Consider the following 23,258-nt stretch of genomic DNA (forward strand, 5'->3'; position numbering starts at 1 on the left):
CAGGCCGGAACCGACCATCACTCGCCGAGAGGGAAACATGGGCATGGGGAGCGCCTCCAAGGATGCGGCTATGGAAACGTTGTCATTGACCCATTGGATCGTCAACGCTTCTGGCAGCACGAGTAGTTCATCCCCGCGACAGTCAGCTCCGGACGAGCTGATGGGGTGGGGCCTGCCCCCGCCGCCGGGGCGACGGGGCGACGGGGATGACCATCTCCCTTCAGGTGCATTACCACCGTCCCGTTCCTCTTCGGACACCCCTGCGCATGCATGCCGAGGTCACCGGAGCCGAGCACTTGACGGTTGGTGACCGGTGCCGGATCAGACGTTGCGGCGGTACTGGCCCCCGACCTCGAAGAAGGCGTCGGTGATCTGCTGGAGCGAGCAGACGCGGGCGGTCTCCATGAGGACGGCGAAGACGTTGTCGCCGCTGACGGCCGCGTCCTTGAGGGCGGACAGGGCCGCGTGGGCCGGGTCGCGGTGGCGGGACTGGTAGTCGCGCACACGCTCCAGCTGCGACTGCTTCTCCTCCTCCGTGGCACGGGCCAGCTCGATGACGACGGGTTCGGCGGTGTCCGCGTGGGGGTTGCGGAAGGTGTTGACGCCGATGAGGGGCAGGGTGCCGTCGTGCTTGCGCTGCTCGTAGAGCATCGACTCGTCCTGGATGCGGCCGCGCTGATAGCCGGTCTCCATGGCGCCGAGCACGCCGCCTCGCTCGCTGATCCGCTCGAACTCCTGGAGGACGGCCTCTTCGACCAGGTCGGTGAGTTCGTCGATGATGAACGAGCCCTGGAGGGGGTTCTCGTTCATGGCGAGACCCCACTCACGGTTGATGATGAGCTGGATCGCCAGGGCCCGGCGGACGGAGTCCTCGGTGGGGGTGGTCACGGCCTCGTCGTAGGCGTTGGTGTGCAGGCTGTTGCAGTTGTCGTAGATGGCGATGAGCGCCTGCAGCGTGGTGCGGATGTCGTTGAAGTCCATCTCCTGGGCGTGCAGGGAGCGTCCGGAGGTCTGGACGTGGTACTTGAGCTTCTGGCTGCGCTCGCCCGCGCCGTACTTCTCCTTCATCGCGACGGCCCAGATCCGGCGGGCGACCCGGCCCAGGACCGAGTACTCCGGGTCCATGCCGTTGGAGAAGAAGAACGACAGGTTGGGGGCGAAGTCGTCGATGTGCATACCCCGTGCGAGGTAGGCCTCCACGTAGGTGAAGCCGTTGGCGAGGGTGAAGGCGAGCTGGCTGATGGGGTTCGCCCCGGCCTCGGCGATGTGGTAGCCGGAGATGGACACCGAGTAGAAGTTGCGGACCTTGTTGGCGATGAACCACTCCTGGATGTCCGCCATCATCCGCAGGGAGAACTCGGTGGAGAACAGGCAGGTGTTCTGCCCCTGGTCCTCCTTGAGGATGTCGGCCTGCACCGTGCCGCGCACGTTCGCCAGTGCGTGGGCACTCAGTCCGGCCGTCTCCTCGGGGGAGGGGTCGCGGCCCTCGGCGGTGCGGAACCTTTCGATCTGCTGGTCGATGGCGGTGTTCAGGAAGAACGCGAGCACGGTGGGGGCCGGGCCGTTGATCGTCATCGACACCGAGGTCGTCGGAGCGATCAGGTCGAAGCCGTCGTAGAGGGTCTTCATATCGTCCAGGGTCGCCACCGACACCCCGGAGGTGCCGACCTTGCCGTAGATGTCGGGACGCTCGTCCGGGTCACGGCCGTAGAGGGTGACCGAGTCGAAGGCCGTGGACAGCCGGGTGGCCGGCTGGCCCTCGGACAGCAGCTTGAAGCGGCGGTTGGTGCGGAACGGGTCTCCCTCGCCGGCGAACATCCGCGCCGGATCCTCACCGTCGCGTTTGAAGGGGAACACCCCGGCGGCGAACGGGAAGTGGCCCGGCAGGTTCTCCCGCCGCCAGAACCGCACCAACTCCCCGTGGTCGGTGAACCGGGGCAGTGAGACACGCGGGATCTTGTTGCCCGAAAGGGACTCGCGCGTCAGCCTGGTCCGGATCTCCTTGTCCCGCGACTTCACGACCAGCTCGTCGCCGGAGTACGAGGCCACGACGGAGGGCCAGTTCGCGATCTGCTCCCTCACATCCTCAGGGAGCTGCTTGCGGGCGCCGTCGAGCAGCGACTGGACGTTCCCCGCTTCGGAGCCGGCCGCGACCAGCTCGCCCTCGACCGCCTCCAGGCGCTGCACCCGCCGGGCCGCCTCGGCCAGCAGCTCGGTGGCGGCGTGGTACCCGCGGACCGAGTCGGTGATCTCGGCGAGGTAGCGCACCCGGTCCGCGGGAACCACCTGCCGGATGCCGGAGGAGTGGCGCACGTCGACCGGCGGCAGCGTGCCCTCGGACAACGGCAGCCCGTGCTCGGCCAGCGCCGCCTTCACGTACTGGTAGAGCGCGGTGACACCGTCGTCGTTGAACGTGGCCGCCGAGGTGCCGAGGACCGGCATGTCCTCGGGCCGCTTCCCGAACGCCTCACGGTTACGGACCAGCTGGCGTCCCACGTCGCGCAGCGCGTCCTTGGCGCCGCGCCGCTCGAACTTGTTGATCGCCACGACGTCGGCGAAGTCGAGCATGTCGATCTTCTCCAGCTGCGAGGCGGCGCCGAACTCCGGCGTCATCACGTACATCGAGGTGTCGACGAACGGCACGATCGCCGCGTCGCCCTGGCCGATGCCCGGTGTCTCCACGATCACCAGGTCGAAGCCGGCGGCCTTGACCACGTCGATCACCTCGGAGAGGTGCTCGGGCAGCTCGTGGCTGCCGCGGGTGGCCAGGCTCCGGAAGAAGATCCGGTTCCCGTCGAGGGAGTTCATACGGATCCGGTCACCGAGCAGTGCACCGCCGCCGCGACGTCGCGTCGGGTCGACCGCGATCACCGCGATCCGCAGCTTGTCCTGCTGGTCGAGACGGAACCGGCGCACCAGCTCGTCGGTCAGCGACGACTTGCCCGAGCCGCCGGTGCCGGTGATGCCGACCACCGGCGTGCTGCGCGCGGCCCCGGCGGCACGCAGCTGATCCAGGAAGTCCGGGGGCAGCTTGCCGAGTTCCGCGCCCGTGATGGCGCGGGCGATCGCGAACCGGTCGCCCGCGAGCACGGCGGCCGCGTCGGCGGGCTTGCCGTCCCAGAGGTCGAAGTCGCAGTCTTTCACCACCGTGTTGACCATTCCGGCGAGGCCCATGCGCTGGCCGTCCTCCGGGGAGAAGATGGTCACCCCGCTGTTGCGCAGCCGGACGATCTCCTCGGGCACGATGACACCGCCCCCGCCGCCCACCACCCGGACGTGCTCGGCTCCCTGCCGGCGCAGCGAGTCGACCAGGTACTCGAAGTACTCCACGTGCCCGCCCTGGTAGGACGAGACCGCCACACCGTGCGCGTCCTCCTCGAGCGCCGCGTCCACGACCTCCTGCACCGACCGGTTGTGTCCGAGATGAATCACCTCGGCCCCTTGGGACTGGAAGATCCGCCGCATGATGTTGATCGAGGCGTCATGCCCGTCGAACAGCGCCGACGCGGTGACCAGACGGATGGGGTGCACGGGGCGGTGCAGGTCGCTCATGGGGGCCTTCCCAGACAGGTCAGGGTAACGCTGACTGACTAGATAGTAGGACGTCCTAGTAAATTACAGGAGGCAGCGCCGGTGTGAGCAGAAGCACAGGGAGCGCGTGGGTCGGTTCGGTGCCTCGCGCGCCTCCCCGTCGGCGGCCGCGGCGACTCCGGACTGGGCGACCGGCCCTGTGGACGGCCCTCGTGGTCCCTTGGCGGAAGCCAGTGAGGGGGGCACGGAGTCGGCGGCCGTGTCGCCGTAGGCTTTGGCCGGCGGCTTGTCGGGCGTTGGCGGGCCGCTCCAGGGTGCCTGAGTCTCCGCGAGAGGAATCCGATGAAGCCCACAGCCGACCTCTACGACGAGCACGGTGACGACCTCCAGTCGTGCACCACCCAGTTCCGGATCTTCGGTGCCCGGACGTCGTTCGAGGGTGCCGTCACGACCGTGAGGTGCCACGAGGACAACGTGATCCTCAAGGCCACCCTCGGGGAGCCCGGCGCGGGGCGGGTGCTCGTCGTCGACGGTGGTGGCTCGCTGGCCGCCGCTCTGATGGGGGATCTCATCGCGGACCTGGGCGCGTCCAGCGGCTGGGAGGGCGTCGTCATCAATGGCGCCGTCCGCGATGTCGAGGCACTGTCGAAGATCAACATTGGTGTGAAGGCCCTGGGATCCAACCCTCGGAAGAGCCGTAAGGAGGGTGTCGGGGACAGGGACGTCGAGGTCTCGTTCGGCGGGGTGACCTTCACGCCCGGCTGCCATCTCTACAGCGACGCCGACGGGATCCTCGTCACTCGCGTGTAGGGCTTCGCGCGCAGGGCCGTGCTCGCCTTGCCCGCGTCGGCCGTCTGGCGCACGCTGGTCGTATGGGTGCGCACGACAGCCCCACCCTCATCACGTCCGTCCAGCGGGCCTTTCGCCTCCTGGAAGCCGTCAGCGCGCACCAGAACGGGGCGCCCGCGAAGCAGCTGGCGCGGGAGACGGGCCTGCCCCTGGCCACCGCGTATCACCTGCTGCGGACGCTGGTCCACGACGGATACCTGCGGAAGCTGGACGACGGCGGCTTCGTCCTGGGCGACAAGCTGCAGGTGATGCAGAGCACGGGCCGTGGCCAGGCGCTGCTCAGCCGTGTCCGACCCGTGCTCGCCGCGCTGCGCGACGAGCTCGCGACCGCCGCCTACCTCACCTTCTACGAGGAGGGCGAGATCCGGGTCGCGGAGATCGTCGACGGCCCCCGGGCGCCGCGCGTCGACCTCTGGGTGGGATTCGAGGACGCGGGCCACGCCACCGCGCTGGGCAAGGCCGTGCTCAGAGAACTGGATGAGGAGAACCGCAAGGATTACCTCTCCAGGCACCACCTCGCCGACCTCACACCGCGGACGATCACCAGCAGACCGGAACTGCTCCGGCGCCTGGACACCTCACCCGTGGCCCCGGCCGTCACGGATCTTGAGGAGTACGCGCTGGGCACGGTCTGCGTCGCCGTGCCCGTCTACAGCGGGGACACGCTGGGCTCGCTCGGTGTCTCGATGCCGGTGGAACGGCTTTCCCGGGTGCGGGACGTCCGGGCGCGGCTGATCCCGACCGCGAACCGCGTGACCAGAGGGCTGTCGCTCACTATCTGAAAATCAGCTTCTTGTGAGGTCCGGGCCAACACCGTTTCCTGGATGAAACCGGCATTTCAGGAATGTGCGTCGCGCACAGGTGAGGACAGCGGACGAAGTATGAGTCAGGCCCGTGATCATGGTGGAAACCACCGGTCCATACGGACACTCGGGAACCGGGTGACCGATTCCCGAACTTCGGCGCGCGGCCGGGCCACCGCACGGCTGGCCGCCGGGACGCCCGTACTGCACGCACTGCCCGTCCTGATCGTCTCCGCCGTCGTGCTCGCCGACTTCGTCGGCGGAGCCGGGATGGTCTGGCTGCCCCTCCTCGCGGCCGGGCCCGCACTGGCCGCCACCACGAACGGGCCGCGCGGTGTCGTGTGCGTCGGTCTCCTCGCCGGGGTGCTCGGTGCGACGCTCGGAGCCCGGGACGGCGTTCCGGCTTCCGAGCTGGCAGCCGTACTTTCCGCCCTGGCCGCCGTCACTGTGGCGAGTGGCCTGGCCAGCGCGCTGCGCGGGCGCCGTGACCGGGTGCTCGCTGCCGTCCGCTCGGTCGCGGAGACCGCCCAGCACGCGCTCCTGAAGCCCGTACCCGCGACTGTCGGTCCCTTCCAGGTGGCCGTCCGCTACAGCGCCGCGGCGGCAGAGGCCCGAATCGGCGGGGACCTCTACGCACTGATACCCACCCCTTACGGAGTGCGGCTGATCGTCGGCGATGTGCGAGGCAAGGGGTTGCCGGCCGTGGGGACCGCCGCGCTGGTGCTCGGTGTCTTCCGTGAGGCCGCCTACGACGAGCCGGATCTCCTCGCCGTCATCGACAGGATCGAGCGGAGCCTGGCGCGCAATCTCGGTTGCGACGACTTCGTCACCGCCGTGGTCGCCGGCTACTCACAGGCCGGGCAGCTCGAGGTGGTGAACTGCGGACACGCGCCTCCGCTGCTGATACGCGCGTCCGGAGGCGTCGAGTCGGTGGAGCCCGCGCATCCGGCCCCGCCCCTCGGCCTGCGCGCCCTCGCGAAGCACGCCCCGGCCCTGGAGGTCGTGCCGTTCGCCGACGGGGACCAGCTGCTGCTCTACACCGACGGGGTCACCGAGGCCCGCGACCGCGGCCGTGAGTTCTACCAGCTCGCCGAAGGGCTGGCACGCCACGTGTCCGACGAGCCGGCCCGTACCCTCACCGCGCTGCATGACGAACTGTTGGCACATGTCGGCGGCCGCCTCCACGACGACGCGGCACTGCTCCTGATCCGCAAACCGACGGTCCGGGACGTGGTGGTTCCCGAACCGGCGGTCTGCGGAGCGAGCGGAGCTACTGATTCCGAAGCGACCGCTACTCGCCCGACGGTGCGGTCAGTGTGACGCCGAGAGCCACCGGTGTGCCGAAGTTCGGTGTGCCGTCGGCGTTCCAGGTGAACTTCTGCGCCCTGGTGGACCGGTTCATGTCGCAGCCACCGCCCGCTGAGTTGTTCGCGTGGTAGACGATCCAGTCCTCGGTCCCGTCCGGCGACTTGAAGAAGCCGTTGTGGCCGGGGCCGTACACACCGTTGGCGTTGGACCGCTGGAAGACCGGGTTCGGTGACTTGACCCAGGAGGAGGAGCTGAGCGGGTCACCGCCGTTGTACGTGAGCATCCCGAGCTTGTAGTCGGGCGTGGAGCAGTGGCTGGCGGAGTAGACGATGAAGGTCTTGCCGCCCCGCTGGAGCACCTCGGCGCCCTCGTTGACCGCGCCGCCCACCGTCTCCCAGCTGTAGGTCGGGGTGGACAGCACCCGGCGGGTGCCGCTCGCGGTCCACGGGTTCGACAGCGGCCGGATGAACATCGGCTGCGAACCGTTGTAGAACGTGCCGAGAAGATAGAGCTGACCGTTCAACTTCAGGATGCCCGGGTCCAGTTCCCAGGTGTTGTCCTGGGCCGGGTCGAGCAGGTCGGCCTTGAAGCTGTAGGGGCCCATCGGGTCCAGGCCCGCGCTCTCCAGGACATGGATCCGCTGGGTGCCCAGGTCGTACGGCTCCCGCCCGGCCGTGTAGTAGAAGTACCACCGCTTCCCGTTGGGACCGTCGAGCAGATGGAACTCCGGGGCCCACATCGTGCCGGCGCCATTGGGCCTGGTGAGGTTGAAGATCACCTGGTCGGTGGCCGTGGCGAGGCCCGCCAGGGTGTCGGCCTTGCGCATGGTGACCGTCGAGTTCCAGGTGGTCGTGGCGAGGTAGTAGTAGCCGTCGTAGTACGTCAGCCAGGGGTCGGGCCCGCGCTGGGAGAGCGGGTTGGTGAACGTGCCCGGGGTCGTGCCGCCGCCGGTGAAGCCGGGCAGGCGCCACACCCTGCCGTTCCCGGTACCGCACGGCAGCTGCACCAGGCCCGTGTTCGAGGCCGACGAACCGCCGCTCGGCACGACGCACTTGCCGGAGCCGACGGAGACGAGGTTGAACGTCCTGTCGGTTCCACTGACGGTCACGGGTACGAGCCGCCACTGCTGGTTCGTGCCGTTGTGGCAGGTCCACTGGATGATCGTGGCGTTGTCCGCGGTGGACGCGCCGTACACGTCGACACACTGGCCGGAGGCATGCGTACTGATCGTGTAGGTGTCGGCAGTCCCCGCGACCGGGGTGAAGCCGAAGGACTGGCTCGCGCTTGAGGCGCATGTGCCGGCGCGGAGCTGTGTTCCGTTGGTCGTCGAACTGCCCGGTACATCAAGGCAGTTGGCGCCGTTCTGGTTCACCCCCGTCGAGGTGAACGTGACGGCGGCGGCCGCGCGCGGCGGCGCCACCAGGAAGGCGACCACCATGGCGAGCACGGCGGTGAGCACGGACAGGCATCTGGAACGAGTCACTTGGGCACACCTCTCATCGCTTGGCGGTCGCGCTGGGGCCGTACACCTTCGCCTCCAGAAGACCGACGGATCTGGTGCCGTTCCCGGTGAGCAGCACCCGTAGCCGCGTAGTGCTCGTGGCGGTGAAGGTGATGGTGTTGTACTGGTTCTTGGCCAGCGGATAGCCGCCCGCACCGGGCACGTCGACATAGGCGCTGCCGTTCCAGTACTGCAGCTTCCATGAGGCGGGCATGTCGATGCCCTGGTCGTCGTCGAAGAAGTACACCTCGGCCTTGTCGAGGGTCCTCGCGGTCGGCCAGGTCAGCTCCGCCCACTGCTGGCCGGTCTCCGGCCAGGTCCCCCAGCGCGGATTCACGGTGTCGTTGGACGACGGCGGATCGATCCCGTCGTTGACCGCGGCGACGCTCTCCCAGGAAGAGGTGTGTGACGCGGACGCCGTCGCGGATCCTGCCTGGTTGGCCGGTGGTTGCACGCCGCCCCTGTTGAACACCTTGACCTCGGTGAGGCCCGTCTTCGCCCCGGACGCGTTGGTGGCCAGGACCCGTATGCGCTGGGCGCTGATCGCCGGGAACTGCACCACGTTGTAGTTGGCCCGCGGCGCGGGCGGGCTCTTGGCCTGCCCGGGTGCGCTCACCCATGAACTGCCGTTGTAGTACTGGATGGTGTACGCCGACGGGGTCCGGTAGGTGGTACTGGCCGGGCGGCTGTCCTTGAAGTACAGGCGCACCTCGTTGAGCGTGCGGGCGGTGCCGAGGTTCAGCTCGTACCAGTCCTGGCTGTTGGGGGAGCCGCCCGCGCCCCAGAAGGGTTCGTTGGTGGGATAGCCGTCGACCGCTCCGGAGGCGGCACTGCCGGACCCGGTGTGGGAGGCGGAGGCGGTCGCCCCGGAGGCGAGGTTGGTGAGGTCGGCCGTCAGGTCGACGCCGGCCTTGGCGAGCATGTCGACCATCTGGGGGCTGTCCTGGACGACCTGGTTCGGGGCCTTCAGCCCGGTGACGGACGTGTGGTGGGTGACCGTGCCGCTCGTGGTGACGTCACCGGTGGCCGGGTCCCAGGTGAAGGGCACGAGCGAGCTGACGGTGGCGGCCCGGCTGCCGTTGACGTAGATCGAGTACCCCTCGGGGACCCCGGGGTAGCGCACCACGCCGTCGGCAGGGTCGTCCCAGACGATGGACAGGTCGGCGCCCCGGTAGCGGAGGTTGTTGACGGTGAAGTGGCTCCAGCCGATGTCGATGGGGGAGAGCTCGACCTTGGCGTCGTTGCGGGGCCGCAGACCGGCGACGTCCTCGATCACGGTCCAGTTGCTGCTGCCCAGGATGTTGTGGTGGATCCAGGAGCGGTAGTTGATGGAGCTGCCGTTCCAGTCGGCCCAGAACTCGTTGGCGTCCGGCCACTGGGTGTTGCCGCCGACGTACTGCGCCCAGGTGTTCCAGTAGAGGAGCTTCTTGTAGTCGGTCGCGCTCATCCATGAGTTGGAGTAGTTGCGCAGCACCGAGGAGTACAGCCGGAACTGGACGGTCGAGTTGATGGTGGAGAAGTTGTTCGAGCCCGGGTTGCCCGCGTCGGCGGCGGCCTTCTTGTCGACCTGGTTGGCCGTGTAGAAGGGGAAGATCGGATACTGGGCCGGGTCGTCGTAAAGGCGCAACGCCTGCTTGTACGTTGCCGTGTTGGGGACCGCTCCGACCGAGAACGGGTAGTAGTTGTTGATCTCCTTCCAGGGCACCCATTCGTTGGTCGACTTCAACCGGTGCTCGAACAGCTGCCGGTTGGGGTTCCAGAGCACGTTGACGATGGCGCCTTTGATCTGGTTGGCGAGCGTGCGCATCTCGGTGGCCTTGGCCGTGTTGCCGGTCGCCTCGTAGGCCTGCGCGGCGGCGAGCGCACCGCTGTACTGGTAGGCGGACTCGGCGCGGTCCATGTTGCCGGGCTTCCAGTGGAAGGAGACCGCGTCGGCGTCGTTGCCCGTCAGGGCGCCCCAGTCGTACTCGATGAGCTTGTTGTTGTCGTGGTCGTAGTGCGCGAGCTGTCCCTTGACGTCACCTTCGGCGTAGCGGGCCAGGTTGGCGGCGATGCCCGGCTGGCCACCGTGGATCTGGTAGCTCTTCCAGGCCGCCTCTGCGATGTACTGGGTGTAGCTGTTGGACCAGTTCTCCGGGTCGCCCGGGTTGTCGAGGAAGCGGGCCCCCTTGGAGGTCTGGCCGACGCTCAGCCAGTCCCCGTACGCGTAGGCCGGGTTGCGCAGGTACTTCAGGTCGTCGATGTGCATGGGCTGGGTCAGTGCGATCGCGTTGTTGTAGCCGAGGACGCCTTCGGTCGAGGTCGGGAACTGGAAGGTCTGCCCGGGGATGTCGGCGTCGAGGCTGTTGAAGCGCATCAGCCACCAGCGGTAGTAGATGTTCTTCTTGATCGCGCCCTCGGGCACGTCGATGTAGGGCACGTTCTGCGCCCACCACAGGTTGTACGCCTTGACGTGGGTGGCGAACGCGGTGGCGTTGGAGTAACCGGCGTAGGCGTTGTACTCGGTGAGCGACCGGGGGATCTCGTCGGTGACGAAGCCCATGACCACCTTGGTGGTGACGGTGGCTCCGGCCGCGATCGTCACGGACCGGTTGAGGCCGCCGCCGGACACGGCGAAACCGTCGCCGGTGAGCCGCGGGCGGATGGTGGTCAGGTTGTTGTAGGCGCCCACCTGTCCGGTCAACTCGCTGCCGCTGCCCGTGGTGGCGTACGGCGAAGTGGCCCGCAACTGCAGTGTGGTGGAGCTGCTGCCGTTGTTCTTGATCGACAGGTTGGTCACGGCGACGTTGTTGTCGGTGATGAACTTGGTCTGGTCGACCGTGACCGAACCGCTGGTGTGCACGCTCTTCCAGTGGCTGGGCACCTGCCGGCGCTGGGCGACCTGCTCCGTGAAGGTGCCCGGACTGATCGCGACGCTGTAGGCGTTCTGGTCGTTGATGCTCTCCCAGTAGGCGACATGGCCGCCGAAGCCGAGCACCGCGGGATCGTGGGTCTTCATGAAGACCGCGCGCCCACGGCTCATCAGCCAAGGGCCCGCCGGGTCGTTGCCCGAGCGGGCCAGGAGGCGGTCCATCCAGAAGTCGGTCCCCGAGCTCTCCGCGTCGTAGATGCTGCGCATCATGTCGCCCGGCGTGTAGGCGACGGGCGCGGCCGGGATCGCGGGGCCGCCGAAGGTGGGGAAGCCGATGGTCTGCGCGGCGTGGGCCGGGGTCCCGGCGACGACGGAACAGACGCTGAGCATCAGCGCGACGAGAAGGCATCTAGTGCGCCGACGTCGTGTCAGTAGGGCGTGCGGTCTTCTCATCGGAGGCTCCCTGTCCGGTTGACAGCAGGCGGTTGCTCGCGATGGTGCGTTCGGCCGCGCGGCCGCCGGGGCCGTGGGCTATGGCGTGTCCCTGACAGGCGCAAGCGTCATTGGGGCGCCGCAAATGAGGCTGACCTAAAAGGTTTTCGCAACATAGAGGCGAGCTGATGCACTGTCAATAGCCGCCGAGAGGGCCGCATCCCTTACATGGCAAGGGCTTACCGGTCTAGGTTCGGATCAGGCGAGGGCAGACGGCGTCTGAAGTGACGGTTTCCTCTAGGCGGAAAAGGTTTTCGTGACGATGGATTCTACGCGGCGGCGCGCGACCACGATCACCGATGTGGCCACACGCGCGGGGGTGTCGATCGCGACCGCGTCCAAGGCTCTCAACGGCCGGAGCCAAGTCCGCGCCGAGACCCTCCAGCGTGTCCTCCGGGCGGCGGAGGAACTGGGATACCAGCCGAACGCGCTCGCCCAGAGCCTGATCTCCGGCCAGACCCGCACCGTCGGGCTGCTCACCAGCGACAGCGTCGGCCGTTTCGGTATCCCCGTGCTGCTCGGCGCGGAGGACGCCTTCGGCACGGGGGAGATGGCCGTCCTGCTCTGCGACGCCCGCGGAGACGCCATCCGCGAGCGGCACTACCTTCGCACCCTGCTGGCCCGTCGCGTCGACGGGATCATCGTGGTCGGTGAGAGCACGGATCCACGACCGTCGATCAACCTCGATCTGCCCGTGCCGGTCGTCTACGCCTACGCGCCCTCCGACGACCCGAAAGACGTCTCGTTCGTGCCCGACGACAGGGGAGGGGCGCGCATCGCCGTCCAGCACCTGCTGACCGTCGGCAGGCGGCGCGTCGCCCACATCACCGGGCCCACCCACTACCAGGCCGCCCAGGACAGGTCGGCCGGCACCATCGAGACCCTGGAGGAGGCGGGACTCGCCCTCTCCGGCGGCCAGGTGCTCTTCGGCGCGTGGTCGCGGAGGTGGGGGCGGCAGGCCGCCGAGATCGTGCTCACCGCCGACCCGGAGATCGACGCCGTGTTCTGCGGGAGCGATCAGATCGCGGCGGGGTTCGTCGAGGCGGTCCGCGAACGGGGCCGCCGCGTTCCCGACGACATCGCGGTCGTCGGATACGACAACTGGGAGGTCCTGTCCGCCGAGACCAGGCCACCTCTGACGACCATCGACATGAACCTGGAGGTGCTGGGCCGCACGGCGGCCCAGCACCTGTTCGCCGCCATCGGCGGCCGGGCCGCCTCGGGGGTGCACCGCATGCCCTGCAGCCTGACGATCCGGGAGTCGACCGTGGCGCAGTAGGGCCGCAGGGCGCGGTGCCTGCTGCACCACATGCCTACTGCACGAGTTCCCACTCCTGCGAGCCGTCCGCGACCGTGTTCTGCAAAGTGAGCGCCGCTCCGTCCGACGCGCCGGTCAGGTACAGGTCCTGGTTCTTCACCGACTGCAGTCTGTAGAAGCCATCGCTGGTCTTGATGAGGTTCCAACTGCCGGTGGGGCTGTTGTCGACCCACTGGCCGATCCGCTGCCCGACCGTCGCGTTCCCGGTCCAGATCGCCGCCGCGCGACCGCCCGACTTGTTGAGCAGCGTGACGCCGCCCTGGGGCTCGGTCACCACGTGCCAGTACTGGGTGTCAGGGTTCGCCGCCGCTCCGGGCTCCTCCAACACGACGTCAGGAACGTCCCCGTTGCCGATGTTCGCGTCGTTGGTCTTGTTGCCGGTGCCGATCACCTGGTTGGTCCTGCGGTTGACCAACTGGTAGTAGGCGCCGTCCGATTGGCCGAGGTCGACCTCGGCGAAGGCGATCGTCGAGGCGCCCTGGTTGTTGAGGATCGCGATGCGCCCGGTGCCCTCGACGTACTGCAGGTTGCGGCTGTAACCGGCAGGCGAGGTCGTCTGGTACTCCTTCCACGTGCCGTCGCTGCGTCCGCTCTCGTTGACCCAGACGTTGCCACTGCCTGCGGCGTTGTAGACCAGGCGCCCACCGGGAAGCCTGACGACGACCGGACTGCCGCCTCTCGCGAGAGGACGGGAGCCGGCGGCGACCGGCAGAGAGGCGACGTCCGTGCCGGTGGCGGAGCCGCGGTAGAACTCCAGCGGGCTGTCGGCGATCACGTACCGGGTGTTGGCTCCGCCGGCCCAGTACTCGAACGGGAGCATCCACTTGCCGTCCGTCGTCCGGACGACGTTCGTCATGCCCGGCCGTCCGCCTCCGATCTCCGTCTTGCCGCCGCCCATGTCCTGGGTCAGTCCCGCGAGGTCGACGACGGGTGCGCTCCACTGCGTACTGCGGCCGTCCCAGGTCTTGTGCACGAGGATCTGGCCGTGCGAATCCGGGGCGGTGTCGTTCGCGGGGTCCAGCGTCGGGACGCCGGTGGCCGGGTCGAAGCCGATGTAGTCGTTCTCGTCGGAGTAGTAGCAGACGAGCTTGCCCTTGTAGACCATCAGGTACGGCTCCCAGAGGGGATCCACCTGCTTCTTCGTGTTCGCGTCCGCGATGTTCTGGCCGGTTGCGCCCGCGCTGCCGCCCTGCCAGCCGCCGGTCGCGATGACGTTGAGGACCTTCCACGTCTTGCCGTCGTTGGTGCTGGAGTACAGGGCGATCGCCAGGTTTTTGCGGTCTCCGTCGTTCGACGGCGTCCAGTTCGGATCCGCCGCCTTGTGCTCCTTGTAGTAGTAGTCGTCGCCCGACACGACACTCGCCAGGAGCAGCGTGCCCTGCTTCAGGTTCCCGACATCCTGGGGAAGCGTGTAGAGGTACGGGTTCGTCCAGTTGCTCGTGTACTTCGCGTACTTGGGATCGTTGGAGAGGTACGCGGGCGCCTTGACCTGCGACAGTGGCTGCCAGCTCGTTCCGTGGTCGTCGCTCTTGTACACGGGGAGGGTCTGCTTGGAGGCGCTGCCCGTCTCCGGCACCACCGTGGACTTCTCGAACGACGCGACCAGGCGTCCGCTCGGCAACTGCGCCGACTTCGGGTAGACCGCGCAGTTGCCCCGCCCCTTGAGGCACGGTTCGTTTCCGAGCTGGTAGAGGATTCCACCGGTCGGGTTGTACGCCTGTGCGGTGCCCATCGGGATCGCCAGCATCGCGGATGCCGCGACGAAGGTTCCCAGCGCTTTCCCTGCTCTTCTTCTTTGCAAAGCCCCTCCTTGGGGGATGGCCACGGTGGTTGCCTGTAGGGGGTGGATCAGGAGTGGATCAGGAGACGAACACGCGGACGTCCCAGGCGCCGAGGTGCAGCTCAGTGCCCGCGGGGACGGACGTGCCGTCGAGGGCGTCGGAGAGGTCCATGGGGGCGGCGACGCCGGTGGGCTCCCAGGCCCAGTTGTGCACGATGTGGACGCGACGGCCGTCGGGGGACGTGCCGGTCGTCGCGGTGACGGACGCGGGCAGGTCCCGCCATGCGCTGCGGGGGGCCGGTGCCGTCCAGACGGCCAGGGCCCGGGCGAGGTCGCGTCCGGGGACGGTGCCGACGCAGGTGACGCGGCCCTCCCCGTGGCGGCGGGTCGTGACTGCGGGCCATCGGCCGAAGTGCGGATGGTCGTACGTGACGATCACGTCGGCGTCGGCGTCGGCGTCGGCGTCGGTGACGGTCAGGCCGTCCGCCCAGCGGGTCGCAGTTGCCCCCTCGGGCAGGTCGAGGGGACCGCCGGACGCCGACCGAACGGGGACCTCCCGGGCGAGGTTGCTGAACTCGTCGTAGGTGACACCCGCGGCGTCGGCAAGTCGCCCCGGTGCCGCCTCCTGCCGGGCCCGTGCCTCGTGGTCGGCGTAGGCGGTGCGCGGGCCGAGGACCAGATGGCCGCCGGCGTGTGCGTATGCGGCGAGCCAGTCGAGCGTCGTGTCGTCGACGACGTACAGCGCGGGGACGACCAGGACCGGATGACGCCGGACACCTTCTTCGGCCGTCAGGCCCTCCCGCTCGCCGCGCGGATCGTGCAGTTGGCGGGCGTGCACGATCCGCACCTGGCGTCCGGTGTCGAAGGCGCCGCGGTAGAAGGGGTCGAAGATCCGGTGGTACGCCGCGGGGTCCGGTCCGCCGTCGGCGGTCGCGAGCGGCGGGTGCTTCTGCATGAGCCACTTGCTGGGCGTCGAGTGGACCATCGTGATGTCGGCGTCCGGCTCGATCCCGGCGACCAGCGGACCCGCTGCCTCGAACTCCCCGCCCAGTCTGGCGATTTCGGCGTACGTACGGCCCGGTCGGCCGGTGTGCGGAAGGACACCGCCCCAGTAGGTCTCCGCGCCGAAGCGCAGGGTCTGCCACTGCCAGTACTCGATCATCCGTGCGCCGCGCGCGACCTGTGCCCAGGCGGCCTGGCGCCACTGTCCGTCGTAGCCGGGCCGGTTGTCCCATGCCATGCCGATCGAGTTCGCGTTGGTCTCGGTGACCAGGAACGGCTCCTGACGGGAGGAGTACATCCAGTCCGCGGTCTGGTACATCGACCACACGCCGGTGGTCTTCCACTTCTGCTCGTGGTCCTCGGGCGTGGGGTCGGGGAGCAGCAGGCCGTCCTGCATGTCGTAGTACGGGTTGCCCGAGGCGATGTCGAGGCGGTCGGTCAGCTCGTCGTCCGCCACGGCGTCGCGTGTGTAGGAGATGCACGTGGTGACGAACTGCTCGGGCCTGGCGTACTCGCGGACGATGTCGGCCTGCCAGCCGATGAACTCCGTGACCTGGCGGGCCTGGAACTCCCGCCATGCGACGTCGTACTGCGGCTGGGCGTTGCCGTCCGGCGTCCACAGGTCGGCCCAGGTCGACAGCCGATGCGACCAGTAGACCAGCCCCCACTCGCGGTTGAGGGTCTCGACGTCGCCGTACTTCGCGCGCAGGTGGTCCACGAAACGCTGGAACACACCGTGGTTGTGCAGGAGGTGCAGGCCCGGTTCGTTGTCCACCTGGAAGCCGATGACCGCGGGGTGGCCGGCGTACCGGGCGACAACCTTCCGGATCACCCGCTCGGCGTGGAAGCGGAACGCCGGGTGGGTGAAGTCCGCCTCCTGACGGGCACCCCAGCCGATGCGCTGCCCGGTGGGCCGCTCCCCGGCGATCTCCGGGTACTGGCGGGCAAGCCACGGCGGTACGGCGTACGTCGGCGTTCCGAGGACGACGGAGATACCGCGCTCGTGGGCGCCGTCCAGCACCGGCTGGAGCCAGTCGAGGTCGAACCGGCCGTTCGCGGGCTCCCACGTCGACCAGACCGACTCGCCGACCCGGATGACGGTGAAGTGCGCGGCGGCCATCAGGTCGAGGTCGGTCTTGAGCTGCTCTTCGGGCGTCGACTCGGCGTGGTAGGCGGGTCGGTACTCGTGGTAGTACGCGGCGCCGAACAGGACACGGGCGGGCAGATCCGCCATGGAGGAGCCTCCGGAAGGTCGAGGGGTACGTGGAGTGCGCGTGGGCGCGTTACTGCTTGACGCCGCCGGCGGCCAGGCCGCTCTGCCAGTACCGCTGGAGCAGGAGGAAGGCGATGACGAGCGGGAGGATCGAGATGAGGGAGCCGGTGACGACGAGCGCGAGCATGTCGCTGCTGGCGCCGGCCCCGCCGTTCTGCGCCTGGGCGGCCCAGGAGGAGAGACCGACCGTGATGGGGTACAGGCTCGGGTCGTTGAGCATGATCAGCGGGAGGAAGTAGTTGTTCCAGGTCGCCACGAGCGTGAACAGCAGGACGGTCACCAGGCCGGGCGCGAGAAGCCGCAGAGCGATGGTGAAGAAGATCCGTGCTTCCCCGGCGCCGTCGATGCGGGCGGCCTCCAGGATGCTGTCGGGAATGGCGTCCTGCGCGTAGACGCGCATGAGGTAGAGGCCGAAGGGGTTGACGAGGGAGGGCAGGATGACCGCCCAGGGCGTGTTGACCAACTCGGCCTTCGCGAACAGCAGATAGGTCGGGATCGCGAGGGCGGTGGCCGGGACCATCACGGCGCCGAGGACGAGGTTGAAGGCCGCACGGTCGCCGCGGAAACGGAACTTGGCGAACCCGTACCCGGCGGCGGCCGCCAGCAGGGCGGCCCCGAAAGCGCTGACGCCCGCGTACATCACCGTGTTGAGCAGCCAGTGCAGGAAGACTCCGTCGTCCTGCGTGAGGGTTTCCTTGATGTTCGCCGACAGTTGCGGGGCGTGTGAGAACCACAGGCCGAAGCTGTTGAACAGGTCCTGCGTGCTCTTGGTCGAGGCCACGACCAGCCAGAACAGTGGCAGCAGGAAGTAGGCGAGAGCGGCCAGCATGGCGATGGTCAGCGGGGTGCTGCGGCGCCGGGACGCCGCGGAACGGCGTGGGCCGCGCCCCGCGGGCGGCCGACCCTTCGCCGCCGCGGTCACGGTCGCCGCGGTCGTGGTCGCGGGAGCGGTGGTACTCACGGGGTCCTCCTACGGTTCGCGGTGAGCAGGACGGCGTAGGAGGTGATCACGATGACGAGGCCGAGAAGGAAGGAGACCGTGGCCGCGTAGTTGAGCTTCTGGCCGGTGAAGGCGAGGGAGTAGGAGTACAGGTTCGCGGTGTAGGAGCTGCTGATGACGTCCGGGGCGACGGCCATCAGCAGCTTCGGTTCGTTGAACAACTGGAAGCTGCCGATCACCGAGAACAGCAGAGTGAGCATCAGCGCCGGCCGCAGCGCGGGGAGCTTGATGGAGCGGGCGATGCGCCAGGCACCGGCCCCGTCCATCGCGGCCGCCTCGTACAGCTCGTGGGGGATGGTCCGCAGGGCGGCGTACAGGATGATCATGTTGTAGCCGACGAACTCCCAGGTGACGATGTTCGCCAGGCTGGCGAGCATCCAGCCGTCGCTGAGGAAGTGCGGGGCAGGCAGGCCGAGTTTCTCGCTCAGCTGGGCGAAGGGGCCGAAGTCCGGTCCGTACAGATAGCCCCACATGAGCGCGGCGACCACGCTCGGGACCGCGTACGGGACGAAGATGCCCAGCCGGATCACCCGGGCCAGGCGCAGCAGGCCGCTGTCGAGGGCGAGCGCGAACAGCAGGGCCAGAACCAGCATCAGCGGGACCTGGATGACGAAGAACAGCGCGACGCGTCCGACTCCGTGGATGAGCTGCGGATCCTGGACTGCCTTGACGTAGTTGTCGAGGCCGACGAACGCCGTCCCGCCGATCAGCTTCTCCTGGAACAGGCTGAGGTAGGCGGCGTAGCCGAGCGGGGCGAGGAAGAGGAGGACGAAGAGCACCATGAACGGCGCGACGAACAGCGGCCCTGCCGCACGGCGTTTCCCCTTGGCGGACGCGGGGGTGGTGACAGCCATCTCAGCTCCCCTTGACGGTGAAGCCCTGGTCCTTGGCGTACGTGGTCAGCCGCGACTGCCAGGTGCCGAGTGCGCGGACGGTGTCGGTCCTGTCGGCGAGGGACTTGCCGACCGTCTCGGTCCAGTCGGTTGCCGCCTGGTCGAGGAACGGCGGCCACTGGAAGGAGGAGTTGACCGTGGAGCTGATGTCGGCGAATACCTGGTTGACCTTCTGGCCGCCGTAGAAGGTCGGCGTGTCCCCGACGAACGCGGCGTCCGTGAGCAGCGCCTTCGTCGCCGGGAAGAAGAACTGCTCGGTGGCGAACATCTTCGCGCTCGCGGGGTCGGTGTTGAGGAACTGCGCGAACACGGCGGCCGCGATGGGGTTCTTGGTCGACCGGATCACGGCGGTCGTCGAGCCGCCCCAGTTGCCGGAGCTCGGCTTGGCGGTGTCCCACTGCGGCAGCGGGGCCGCACGCCACTTGCCCGCGGTGGACTTGGCCGAACCGGAGAGGAAGACCGGCCCCCAGGCCGCGGTGATCCAGGTGGCGTACTTGCCCTTGTTGAGGGCCGCGTACCAGGAGTCGGTGAAGTCCGGCTCGACGCCTATGACCCCCTCCTTCGCCAGCCCGCCCCAGTACGCGCCGAGCTTCCTGGAGACGGCGTCGTCGACGCTGATGGTGATGTCGTCGCCGGAGGTGACATAGGGCTTGGCACCCGCCTGCCACTGCAGGCCGTGCCAGGCGGCGGGCTGGTTCGCCGCGAGATTGGTGAGGTAGACGTCGGGGTCGGCCTTGTGGAGCTTGCGGGCGGCCGCGGCGAACTCGTCCCATGTCTTGGGGACTTCGATGCCGTGCTCGTCGAAGATGTCCTGCCGGTACAGCATGCCCATCGGGCCGGTGTCCTGGGGGATCGCCCAGACCTCGCCGTCGCTGCCGCTGACCTGACCCCAGGTCCAGTCGACGAACTGCCCTTTGAGTGCGGAGGCGCCGTAAGGGCGAAGATCCAGCAGGCTGTCGGTGATAGTGAAGGTCGGGATGGCCTGGTACTCGATCTGCACCATGTCCGGAGCGCCGCTGCCGGCCTTCAGCGCCGTACGCAGCTTGGTGTACTGCGGGGTGCCCTGACCGGCGTTGACGATCTTGACCTTGACGGCCGGGTACTTCTTCTCGAAGAGCGCGACCTCCTTCGCGATGTTCGGCACCCAGGTCCAGAACGTCAGCTCGGTCGGGGTCTTCATGGCCTTGTCGATGTCGGCCTGACCGACCGGCTTGGCGGAGGCGGACGAGCCGCCCGAGTCGCCGCCGCACGCGGACAGCGCGGCACCGAGCGACAGGGCTCCCGTCGCGGTGAGGAAGAGCCGGCGGTTCATGGCGGAGGGACTGGCGAAGGACCTGGATGTGGGCATGGTGAACTCCCGCGATGGCGAAGGGCATGGCACGCCGAGCGAGGGCGTGCGGAACACGGAGAAAGGGAGAGGGGGCAGGCGTGGGCGTGACGACCGGGTTGTGGACCGTGCGGTCGGGAGCACGTCCTCGCTGACCGGGACCGGCGTGCGTTCCACCTGCTTCGGTGGTGGAAGGACGCGGCCGACAGGAGAAGAAGCGGGCTGGGCAGGGGCCGGCGCGACGATGTGGGACCGGCGCGGCGGTCGGGCTCAGGGGTCCCGTGGTGAGAGGGATGGTCCGGCGGCGCTCGTTTCCCGGGGTCGTCCGGACGAGCGGGGCGCGGTCGGAGAAGGAACGAGCTGAACTGCGGCCGGTATGACGGCTCGTCCTGGGATCACATGCCGGTCATGGGCTCCGTCGGCCGGGCCGGCCTCCGCCGGTGAGCGGTTGTCGGAGTGCGGCAGTGGGTGTCAACGGGGTGTGGGTGAACCTCCTTTCGGCAGATGGGAGTTACCGCGTCGGCCGCGTCCCGGGGGCTTCCGGGGCGGCGGAGGCGCGGTCGAGGCGCGGACGATGAGATCGACCGGTGGGTCGCTCGCGGGCAGTGGGTCCGCCTGCGGATTCTCGATGGAGTGCACGAGACGCTTGAGGCCCTCCTGCGCCACGGCGTCGAACGGCTGACGCACCGTGGTCAGTGGGGGAGTCACATAGCCGGCGACCGGGATGTCGTCGAAGCCGACCACACTCACGTCCTCCGGCACGCGTCGGCCGGCCTCGGTCAGCGCGCGGATCAGACCGATGGCCATGTCGTCGTTCGCGGCGAACACCGCGGTCACCTCCGGGTGGGAGGCCAGTTCGCGGCCCGCCGTGTATCCGGACGCGGCCGACCAGTCGCCCTGGACGACCGGCGGAACGTCCTTGCCGTGCTCTGTGAGCGCGGAACGCCATCCCACGAGGCGGTCCCGGGCTGCGTACCACCGCTGCGGACCGGCCAGGTGATGCACGGTCACATGGCCCAGGTCCAGCAGGTGTTCGGTGGCCGCCCGGGCCATCCGGTCGGCGCCGCCGCCCGCGGCCAGCACCGTGGACGCGGTGAAGGGCGAAGGCGCGCCGATGACCAGCACCGGTACGTCGAGCCGGGCGGAGATGTCCCCTCCGTCGCCCTCCTCGTCGATCGGCTCGGAGATGACGATGCCGTCCACGCCCTGGTCGAGGAGCGAGTCCACCGCACCGGCGATGCCCGCAGGGTCGCCTTCCATCGTGTTGACCACGCGGAGCGCGTATCCCGTGTCCCGGACGACCCGCTCGACACCCATGAGCAGCGTGGCCGGTCCGTACAGGGCGGTGCCCAGCGTCACCACACCGATGGAACGGGTCCGTCCCGAAGCGAGCGCCCTGGCCGCGTTGTTGAGCCGGTATCCGAGTTCCTCGGCGGCGGCGAGTACGCGTTGGCGCACGTCGGCGGAGACGTACTGCTCGTCGTTGAAGACCCGCGACACCGTCTTCTGCGACACCCCGGCCAGCCGGGCCACGTCCACACTGCGCGGCGCTGCGGAGCCCCCGCCCCGCCCTGTACCTCGCGTCATGGAGCCTCCCCAACGGCCGACGAACCGGATCCCAAGGATGCCAGACCATCGATGGTCTGACTGCGCAGACATGTCTACGCAGTCATATGGCCGACGTCAAGAGTTCTGGCGCGTATGACGGAGCCTCGTCTCCGCACGGGCATGTGCACTTCCTGGGATAGTCAACTATCTTAATAGGCGACTAGTTAGTCATCCGCTCTCGCTCCGTGGGCAGCGGGGGGCCGAGCTCAGAGAAGGCGGGCGACCATGGCGAACAGTGGCTACGCGCGGTACGTCGCCCTGGGCGACAGCCAGACCGAGGGCCTCGGTGACGATGACGGCACAGGGAACCCGAGAGGGTGGGCGGACCGGCTCGCCGAGCAGATCGCGCGGACCGACCCCGGCCTCCTGTACGCCAACCTCGCAGTCCGTGGGCGCCTTGCGGGCGAGGTGCGCTCGGAGCAGTTGGCTCCCGCGCTGGCGCTGCGCCCGGACCTGGCGACGGTCGTCGCCGGCGTCAACGACGTGCTGCGGCCCCGCTTCGACGCGGACGAGGTGGCCGAGCACCTGGAGGCGATGTTCGCCGCGCTCACCGCGAGCGGTGCCCGCGTCGCGACGCTGACCTTCCCCGACTTCGCGCGGATCGTCCCGGCCGCCAGACCCATCGGCCACCGGGTCACCGCACTGAACAGCCGCATTCGCGAGGCGGCCCGACGCCACGGTGTGGTGGTGGCCGACGCGGAGCCTCACCCGGTGGCCACCGACCTCCGCCTGTGGAGCCCCGACCGGCTGCACGCGAGCCCGCGCGGCCACGCCCTGATCGCCGCCGCGGTCGCCGAGGCGCTCGCCGTACCGGGAAGCGACGACAGCTGGATCCACCCTCTGCCCGCCGACGCGTCCATGCGTTCAGGGCTGCGCGCCGTCGGGACCGAGCTGCGTTGGGCCGGCTCCTTCCTCGGACCCTGGCTCGCCCGGCGCCTGCGCGGCCGCTCGTCCGGTGACGGCCGGGAAGCCAAGCGACCCACCCTCCTTCCGGTGGCCCATGCCATCGAAGACCCCTCGCGAGGGCCCGTTCACAGTCGTCGCATTGAGTAATCAACAGGCTGTTAGGTTGGATTCATGGCTCTTCGCAACGCGGTGATGGCGGCGCTTCTGGAGGGTGAGGCGTCGGGGTACGACCTTGCCAAGGGGTTCGAGGCGTCGGTCGCCAACTTCTGGATGGCCACACCGCAGCAGATCTATCGCGAGCTGGAGCGCATGGAAGGCGAGGGCCTCGTCGCCGCTCGCGTCGTACAGCAGGAGCGCCGTCCGAACAAACGGCTGTTCTCGCTCACCGACGAGGGCCTTGCCGCCGTACGGGCCTACACCGCCGAACCGCCCGCCAAACCGACGGCGATCCGGGACGAGCTGCTGGTCAAGGTGCAGTGCGTGGACGTCGGCGACATGGAGGCCGTACGAACCGCCGTCGCCCAGCGCATGGAGCTGGCCGCGACCAAGATCGCGCGCTACGAGCGGGTACGGGAATGGCTGTTGGCCGGACGTACCGAGGACGAGTACTTCACCACCGCCGAACGCATCGGGCCCTACCTCACCTGTCTGCGGGGCCTGTCCCTCGAACGGGACAACCTGACCTGGGGCGAGGTGACTCTCAAGCGACTCGCACAGCGTGCGGAGGCGCTTGCTTCCCCGGCACGCGACTGAGCACGTGGGCTCTTTGCCGCGGTCTCGCGGGTTCTCGTGCCGCGGCCGACGACGATCGGCTTT

At 68.8% G+C, this 23,258-nt stretch carries 15 protein-coding genes and 1 pseudogene; 7 read left to right on the forward strand and 9 right to left on the reverse strand.

What is annotated here, in order from left to right:
- Positions 1-191 precede the first annotated feature (191 nt).
- Positions 192-371: pseudogene (locus OG718_RS49520) on the forward strand (hypothetical protein); the annotation flags it as partial.
- Here OG718_RS49520 and icmF read toward each other — a convergent pair.
- Positions 322-3,552 (reverse strand): fused isobutyryl-CoA mutase/GTPase IcmF, encoded by a 3,231-nt coding sequence (icmF, locus tag OG718_RS49525; protein WP_328847312.1) that lies wholly within the window; start codon positions 3,550-3,552, stop codon positions 322-324. The pseudogene OG718_RS49520 and the gene icmF sit on opposite strands and share 50 nt — an antisense overlap.
- Positions 3,553-3,873: 321 nt before the next feature.
- Here icmF and rraA point away from each other — a divergent pair, with 321 nt between their 5' ends.
- From rraA to OG718_RS49540, 3 genes are all read left to right on the forward strand, one after another.
- A complete protein-coding gene (gene rraA, locus OG718_RS49530; RefSeq protein ID WP_143642220.1) occupies positions 3,874-4,341 on the forward strand; it encodes a ribonuclease E activity regulator RraA in 468 nt (155 codons plus the stop codon).
- 62 nt (positions 4,342-4,403) lie between these two features.
- On the forward strand, positions 4,404-5,162 hold the full coding sequence (locus OG718_RS49535) for an IclR family transcriptional regulator (RefSeq protein WP_143642218.1): 759 nt from the start codon (positions 4,404-4,406) through the stop codon (positions 5,160-5,162).
- Positions 5,163-5,261: 99 nt separating this feature from the next.
- Positions 5,262-6,503, forward strand: a complete 1,242-nt coding sequence (locus OG718_RS49540; RefSeq protein WP_328847313.1) for a PP2C family protein-serine/threonine phosphatase — start codon at positions 5,262-5,264, stop codon at positions 6,501-6,503.
- On the opposite strand, the gene OG718_RS49545 is transcribed toward OG718_RS49540, so the two are convergent.
- Together OG718_RS49545 and OG718_RS49550 are read right to left on the reverse strand one after the other, a co-directional pair.
- A complete protein-coding gene (locus tag OG718_RS49545) occupies positions 6,475-7,974 on the reverse strand; it encodes a family 43 glycosylhydrolase (protein ID WP_328847314.1) in 1,500 nt (499 codons plus the stop codon). The two genes, OG718_RS49540 and OG718_RS49545, sit on opposite strands and share 29 nt — an antisense overlap.
- 13 nt (positions 7,975-7,987) lie before the next feature.
- The gene (locus tag OG718_RS49550; protein ID WP_328847315.1) at positions 7,988-11,296 is read right to left on the reverse strand and encodes a discoidin domain-containing protein; all 3,309 of its coding nucleotides are present in this window, start codon (positions 11,294-11,296) and stop codon (positions 7,988-7,990) included.
- Between the two features lie 301 nt (positions 11,297-11,597).
- Between OG718_RS49550 and OG718_RS49555 the strand changes: the two genes are divergently transcribed.
- The gene (locus OG718_RS49555; protein WP_328847316.1) at positions 11,598-12,614 is read left to right on the forward strand and encodes a LacI family DNA-binding transcriptional regulator; all 1,017 of its coding nucleotides are present in this window, start codon (positions 11,598-11,600) and stop codon (positions 12,612-12,614) included.
- A gap of 34 nt (positions 12,615-12,648) precedes the next feature.
- Here OG718_RS49555 and OG718_RS49560 read toward each other — a convergent pair whose 3' ends face one another.
- The 6 genes from OG718_RS49560 to OG718_RS49585 form a co-directional block, all read right to left on the reverse strand.
- Positions 12,649-14,400: an RICIN domain-containing protein gene (locus tag OG718_RS49560; RefSeq protein ID WP_328847969.1), complete on the reverse strand. Its 1,752-nt coding sequence runs from the start codon at positions 14,398-14,400 to the stop codon at positions 12,649-12,651.
- Between the two features lie 112 nt (positions 14,401-14,512).
- Entirely contained in the window at positions 14,513-16,669 is a 2,157-nt protein-coding gene (locus OG718_RS49565; protein WP_328847317.1) for a beta-galactosidase, read from the reverse strand.
- A 49-nt stretch (positions 16,670-16,718) separates the two neighbouring features.
- Positions 16,719-17,669, reverse strand: a complete 951-nt coding sequence (locus tag OG718_RS49570) for a carbohydrate ABC transporter permease (protein ID WP_260695646.1) — start codon at positions 17,667-17,669, stop codon at positions 16,719-16,721.
- Positions 17,666-18,562: a carbohydrate ABC transporter permease gene (locus OG718_RS49575; RefSeq protein WP_143642207.1), complete on the reverse strand. Its 897-nt coding sequence runs from the start codon at positions 18,560-18,562 to the stop codon at positions 17,666-17,668. Before OG718_RS49575 ends, OG718_RS49570 begins: the two co-directional genes overlap by 4 nt.
- A 1-nt stretch (position 18,563) precedes the next feature.
- Positions 18,564-19,949 (reverse strand): ABC transporter substrate-binding protein, encoded by a 1,386-nt coding sequence (locus tag OG718_RS49580; RefSeq protein WP_143642205.1) that lies wholly within the window; start codon positions 19,947-19,949, stop codon positions 18,564-18,566.
- A gap of 450 nt (positions 19,950-20,399) precedes the next feature.
- On the reverse strand, positions 20,400-21,515 hold the full coding sequence (locus OG718_RS49585) for a LacI family DNA-binding transcriptional regulator (RefSeq protein WP_443055297.1): 1,116 nt from the start codon (positions 21,513-21,515) through the stop codon (positions 20,400-20,402).
- 246 nt (positions 21,516-21,761) lie between these two features.
- Between OG718_RS49585 and OG718_RS49590 the strand changes: the two genes are divergently transcribed.
- Positions 21,762-22,589: an SGNH/GDSL hydrolase family protein gene (locus OG718_RS49590; protein ID WP_143642203.1), complete on the forward strand. Its 828-nt coding sequence runs from the start codon at positions 21,762-21,764 to the stop codon at positions 22,587-22,589.
- Between the two features lie 24 nt (positions 22,590-22,613).
- Complete coding sequence (locus OG718_RS49595) at positions 22,614-23,195, forward strand: PadR family transcriptional regulator (RefSeq protein WP_143642201.1); 582 nt, start codon at positions 22,614-22,616, stop codon at positions 23,193-23,195.
- Positions 23,196-23,258: the final 63 nt, after the last annotated feature.

Source organism: Streptomyces sp. NBC_00258 (assembly GCF_036182465.1).
Taxonomy (GTDB): Bacteria; Actinomycetota; Actinomycetes; order Streptomycetales; family Streptomycetaceae; genus Streptomyces.

What these genes read in the sequence shown, in the direction of transcription:
- icmF (WP_328847312.1), bottom strand. Translation starts at nt 3,552, where the DNA reads ATGAGCGACCTGCACCGCCCCGTGCACCCCATCCGTCTGGTCACCGCG.
- rraA (WP_143642220.1), top strand. Translation starts at nt 3,874, where the DNA reads ATGAAGCCCACAGCCGACCTCTACGACGAGCACGGTGACGACCTCCAG.
- OG718_RS49535 (WP_143642218.1), top strand. Translation starts at nt 4,404, where the DNA reads ATGGGTGCGCACGACAGCCCCACCCTCATCACGTCCGTCCAGCGGGCC.
- OG718_RS49540 (WP_328847313.1), top strand. Translation starts at nt 5,262, where the DNA reads ATGAGTCAGGCCCGTGATCATGGTGGAAACCACCGGTCCATACGGACA.
- OG718_RS49550 (WP_328847315.1), bottom strand. Translation starts at nt 11,296, where the DNA reads ATGAGAAGACCGCACGCCCTACTGACACGACGTCGGCGCACTAGATGC.
- OG718_RS49555 (WP_328847316.1), top strand. Translation starts at nt 11,598, where the DNA reads ATGGATTCTACGCGGCGGCGCGCGACCACGATCACCGATGTGGCCACA.
- OG718_RS49560 (WP_328847969.1), bottom strand. Translation starts at nt 14,400, where the DNA reads ATGCTGGCGATCCCGATGGGCACCGCACAGGCGTACAACCCGACCGGT.
- OG718_RS49565 (WP_328847317.1), bottom strand. Translation starts at nt 16,669, where the DNA reads ATGGCGGATCTGCCCGCCCGTGTCCTGTTCGGCGCCGCGTACTACCAC.
- OG718_RS49575 (WP_143642207.1), bottom strand. Translation starts at nt 18,562, where the DNA reads ATGGCTGTCACCACCCCCGCGTCCGCCAAGGGGAAACGCCGTGCGGCA.
- OG718_RS49580 (WP_143642205.1), bottom strand. Translation starts at nt 19,949, where the DNA reads ATGCCCACATCCAGGTCCTTCGCCAGTCCCTCCGCCATGAACCGCCGG.
- OG718_RS49585 (WP_443055297.1), bottom strand. Translation starts at nt 21,515, where the DNA reads ATGACGCGAGGTACAGGGCGGGGCGGGGGCTCCGCAGCGCCGCGCAGT.
- OG718_RS49590 (WP_143642203.1), top strand. Translation starts at nt 21,762, where the DNA reads ATGGCGAACAGTGGCTACGCGCGGTACGTCGCCCTGGGCGACAGCCAG.
- OG718_RS49595 (WP_143642201.1), top strand. Translation starts at nt 22,614, where the DNA reads ATGGCTCTTCGCAACGCGGTGATGGCGGCGCTTCTGGAGGGTGAGGCG.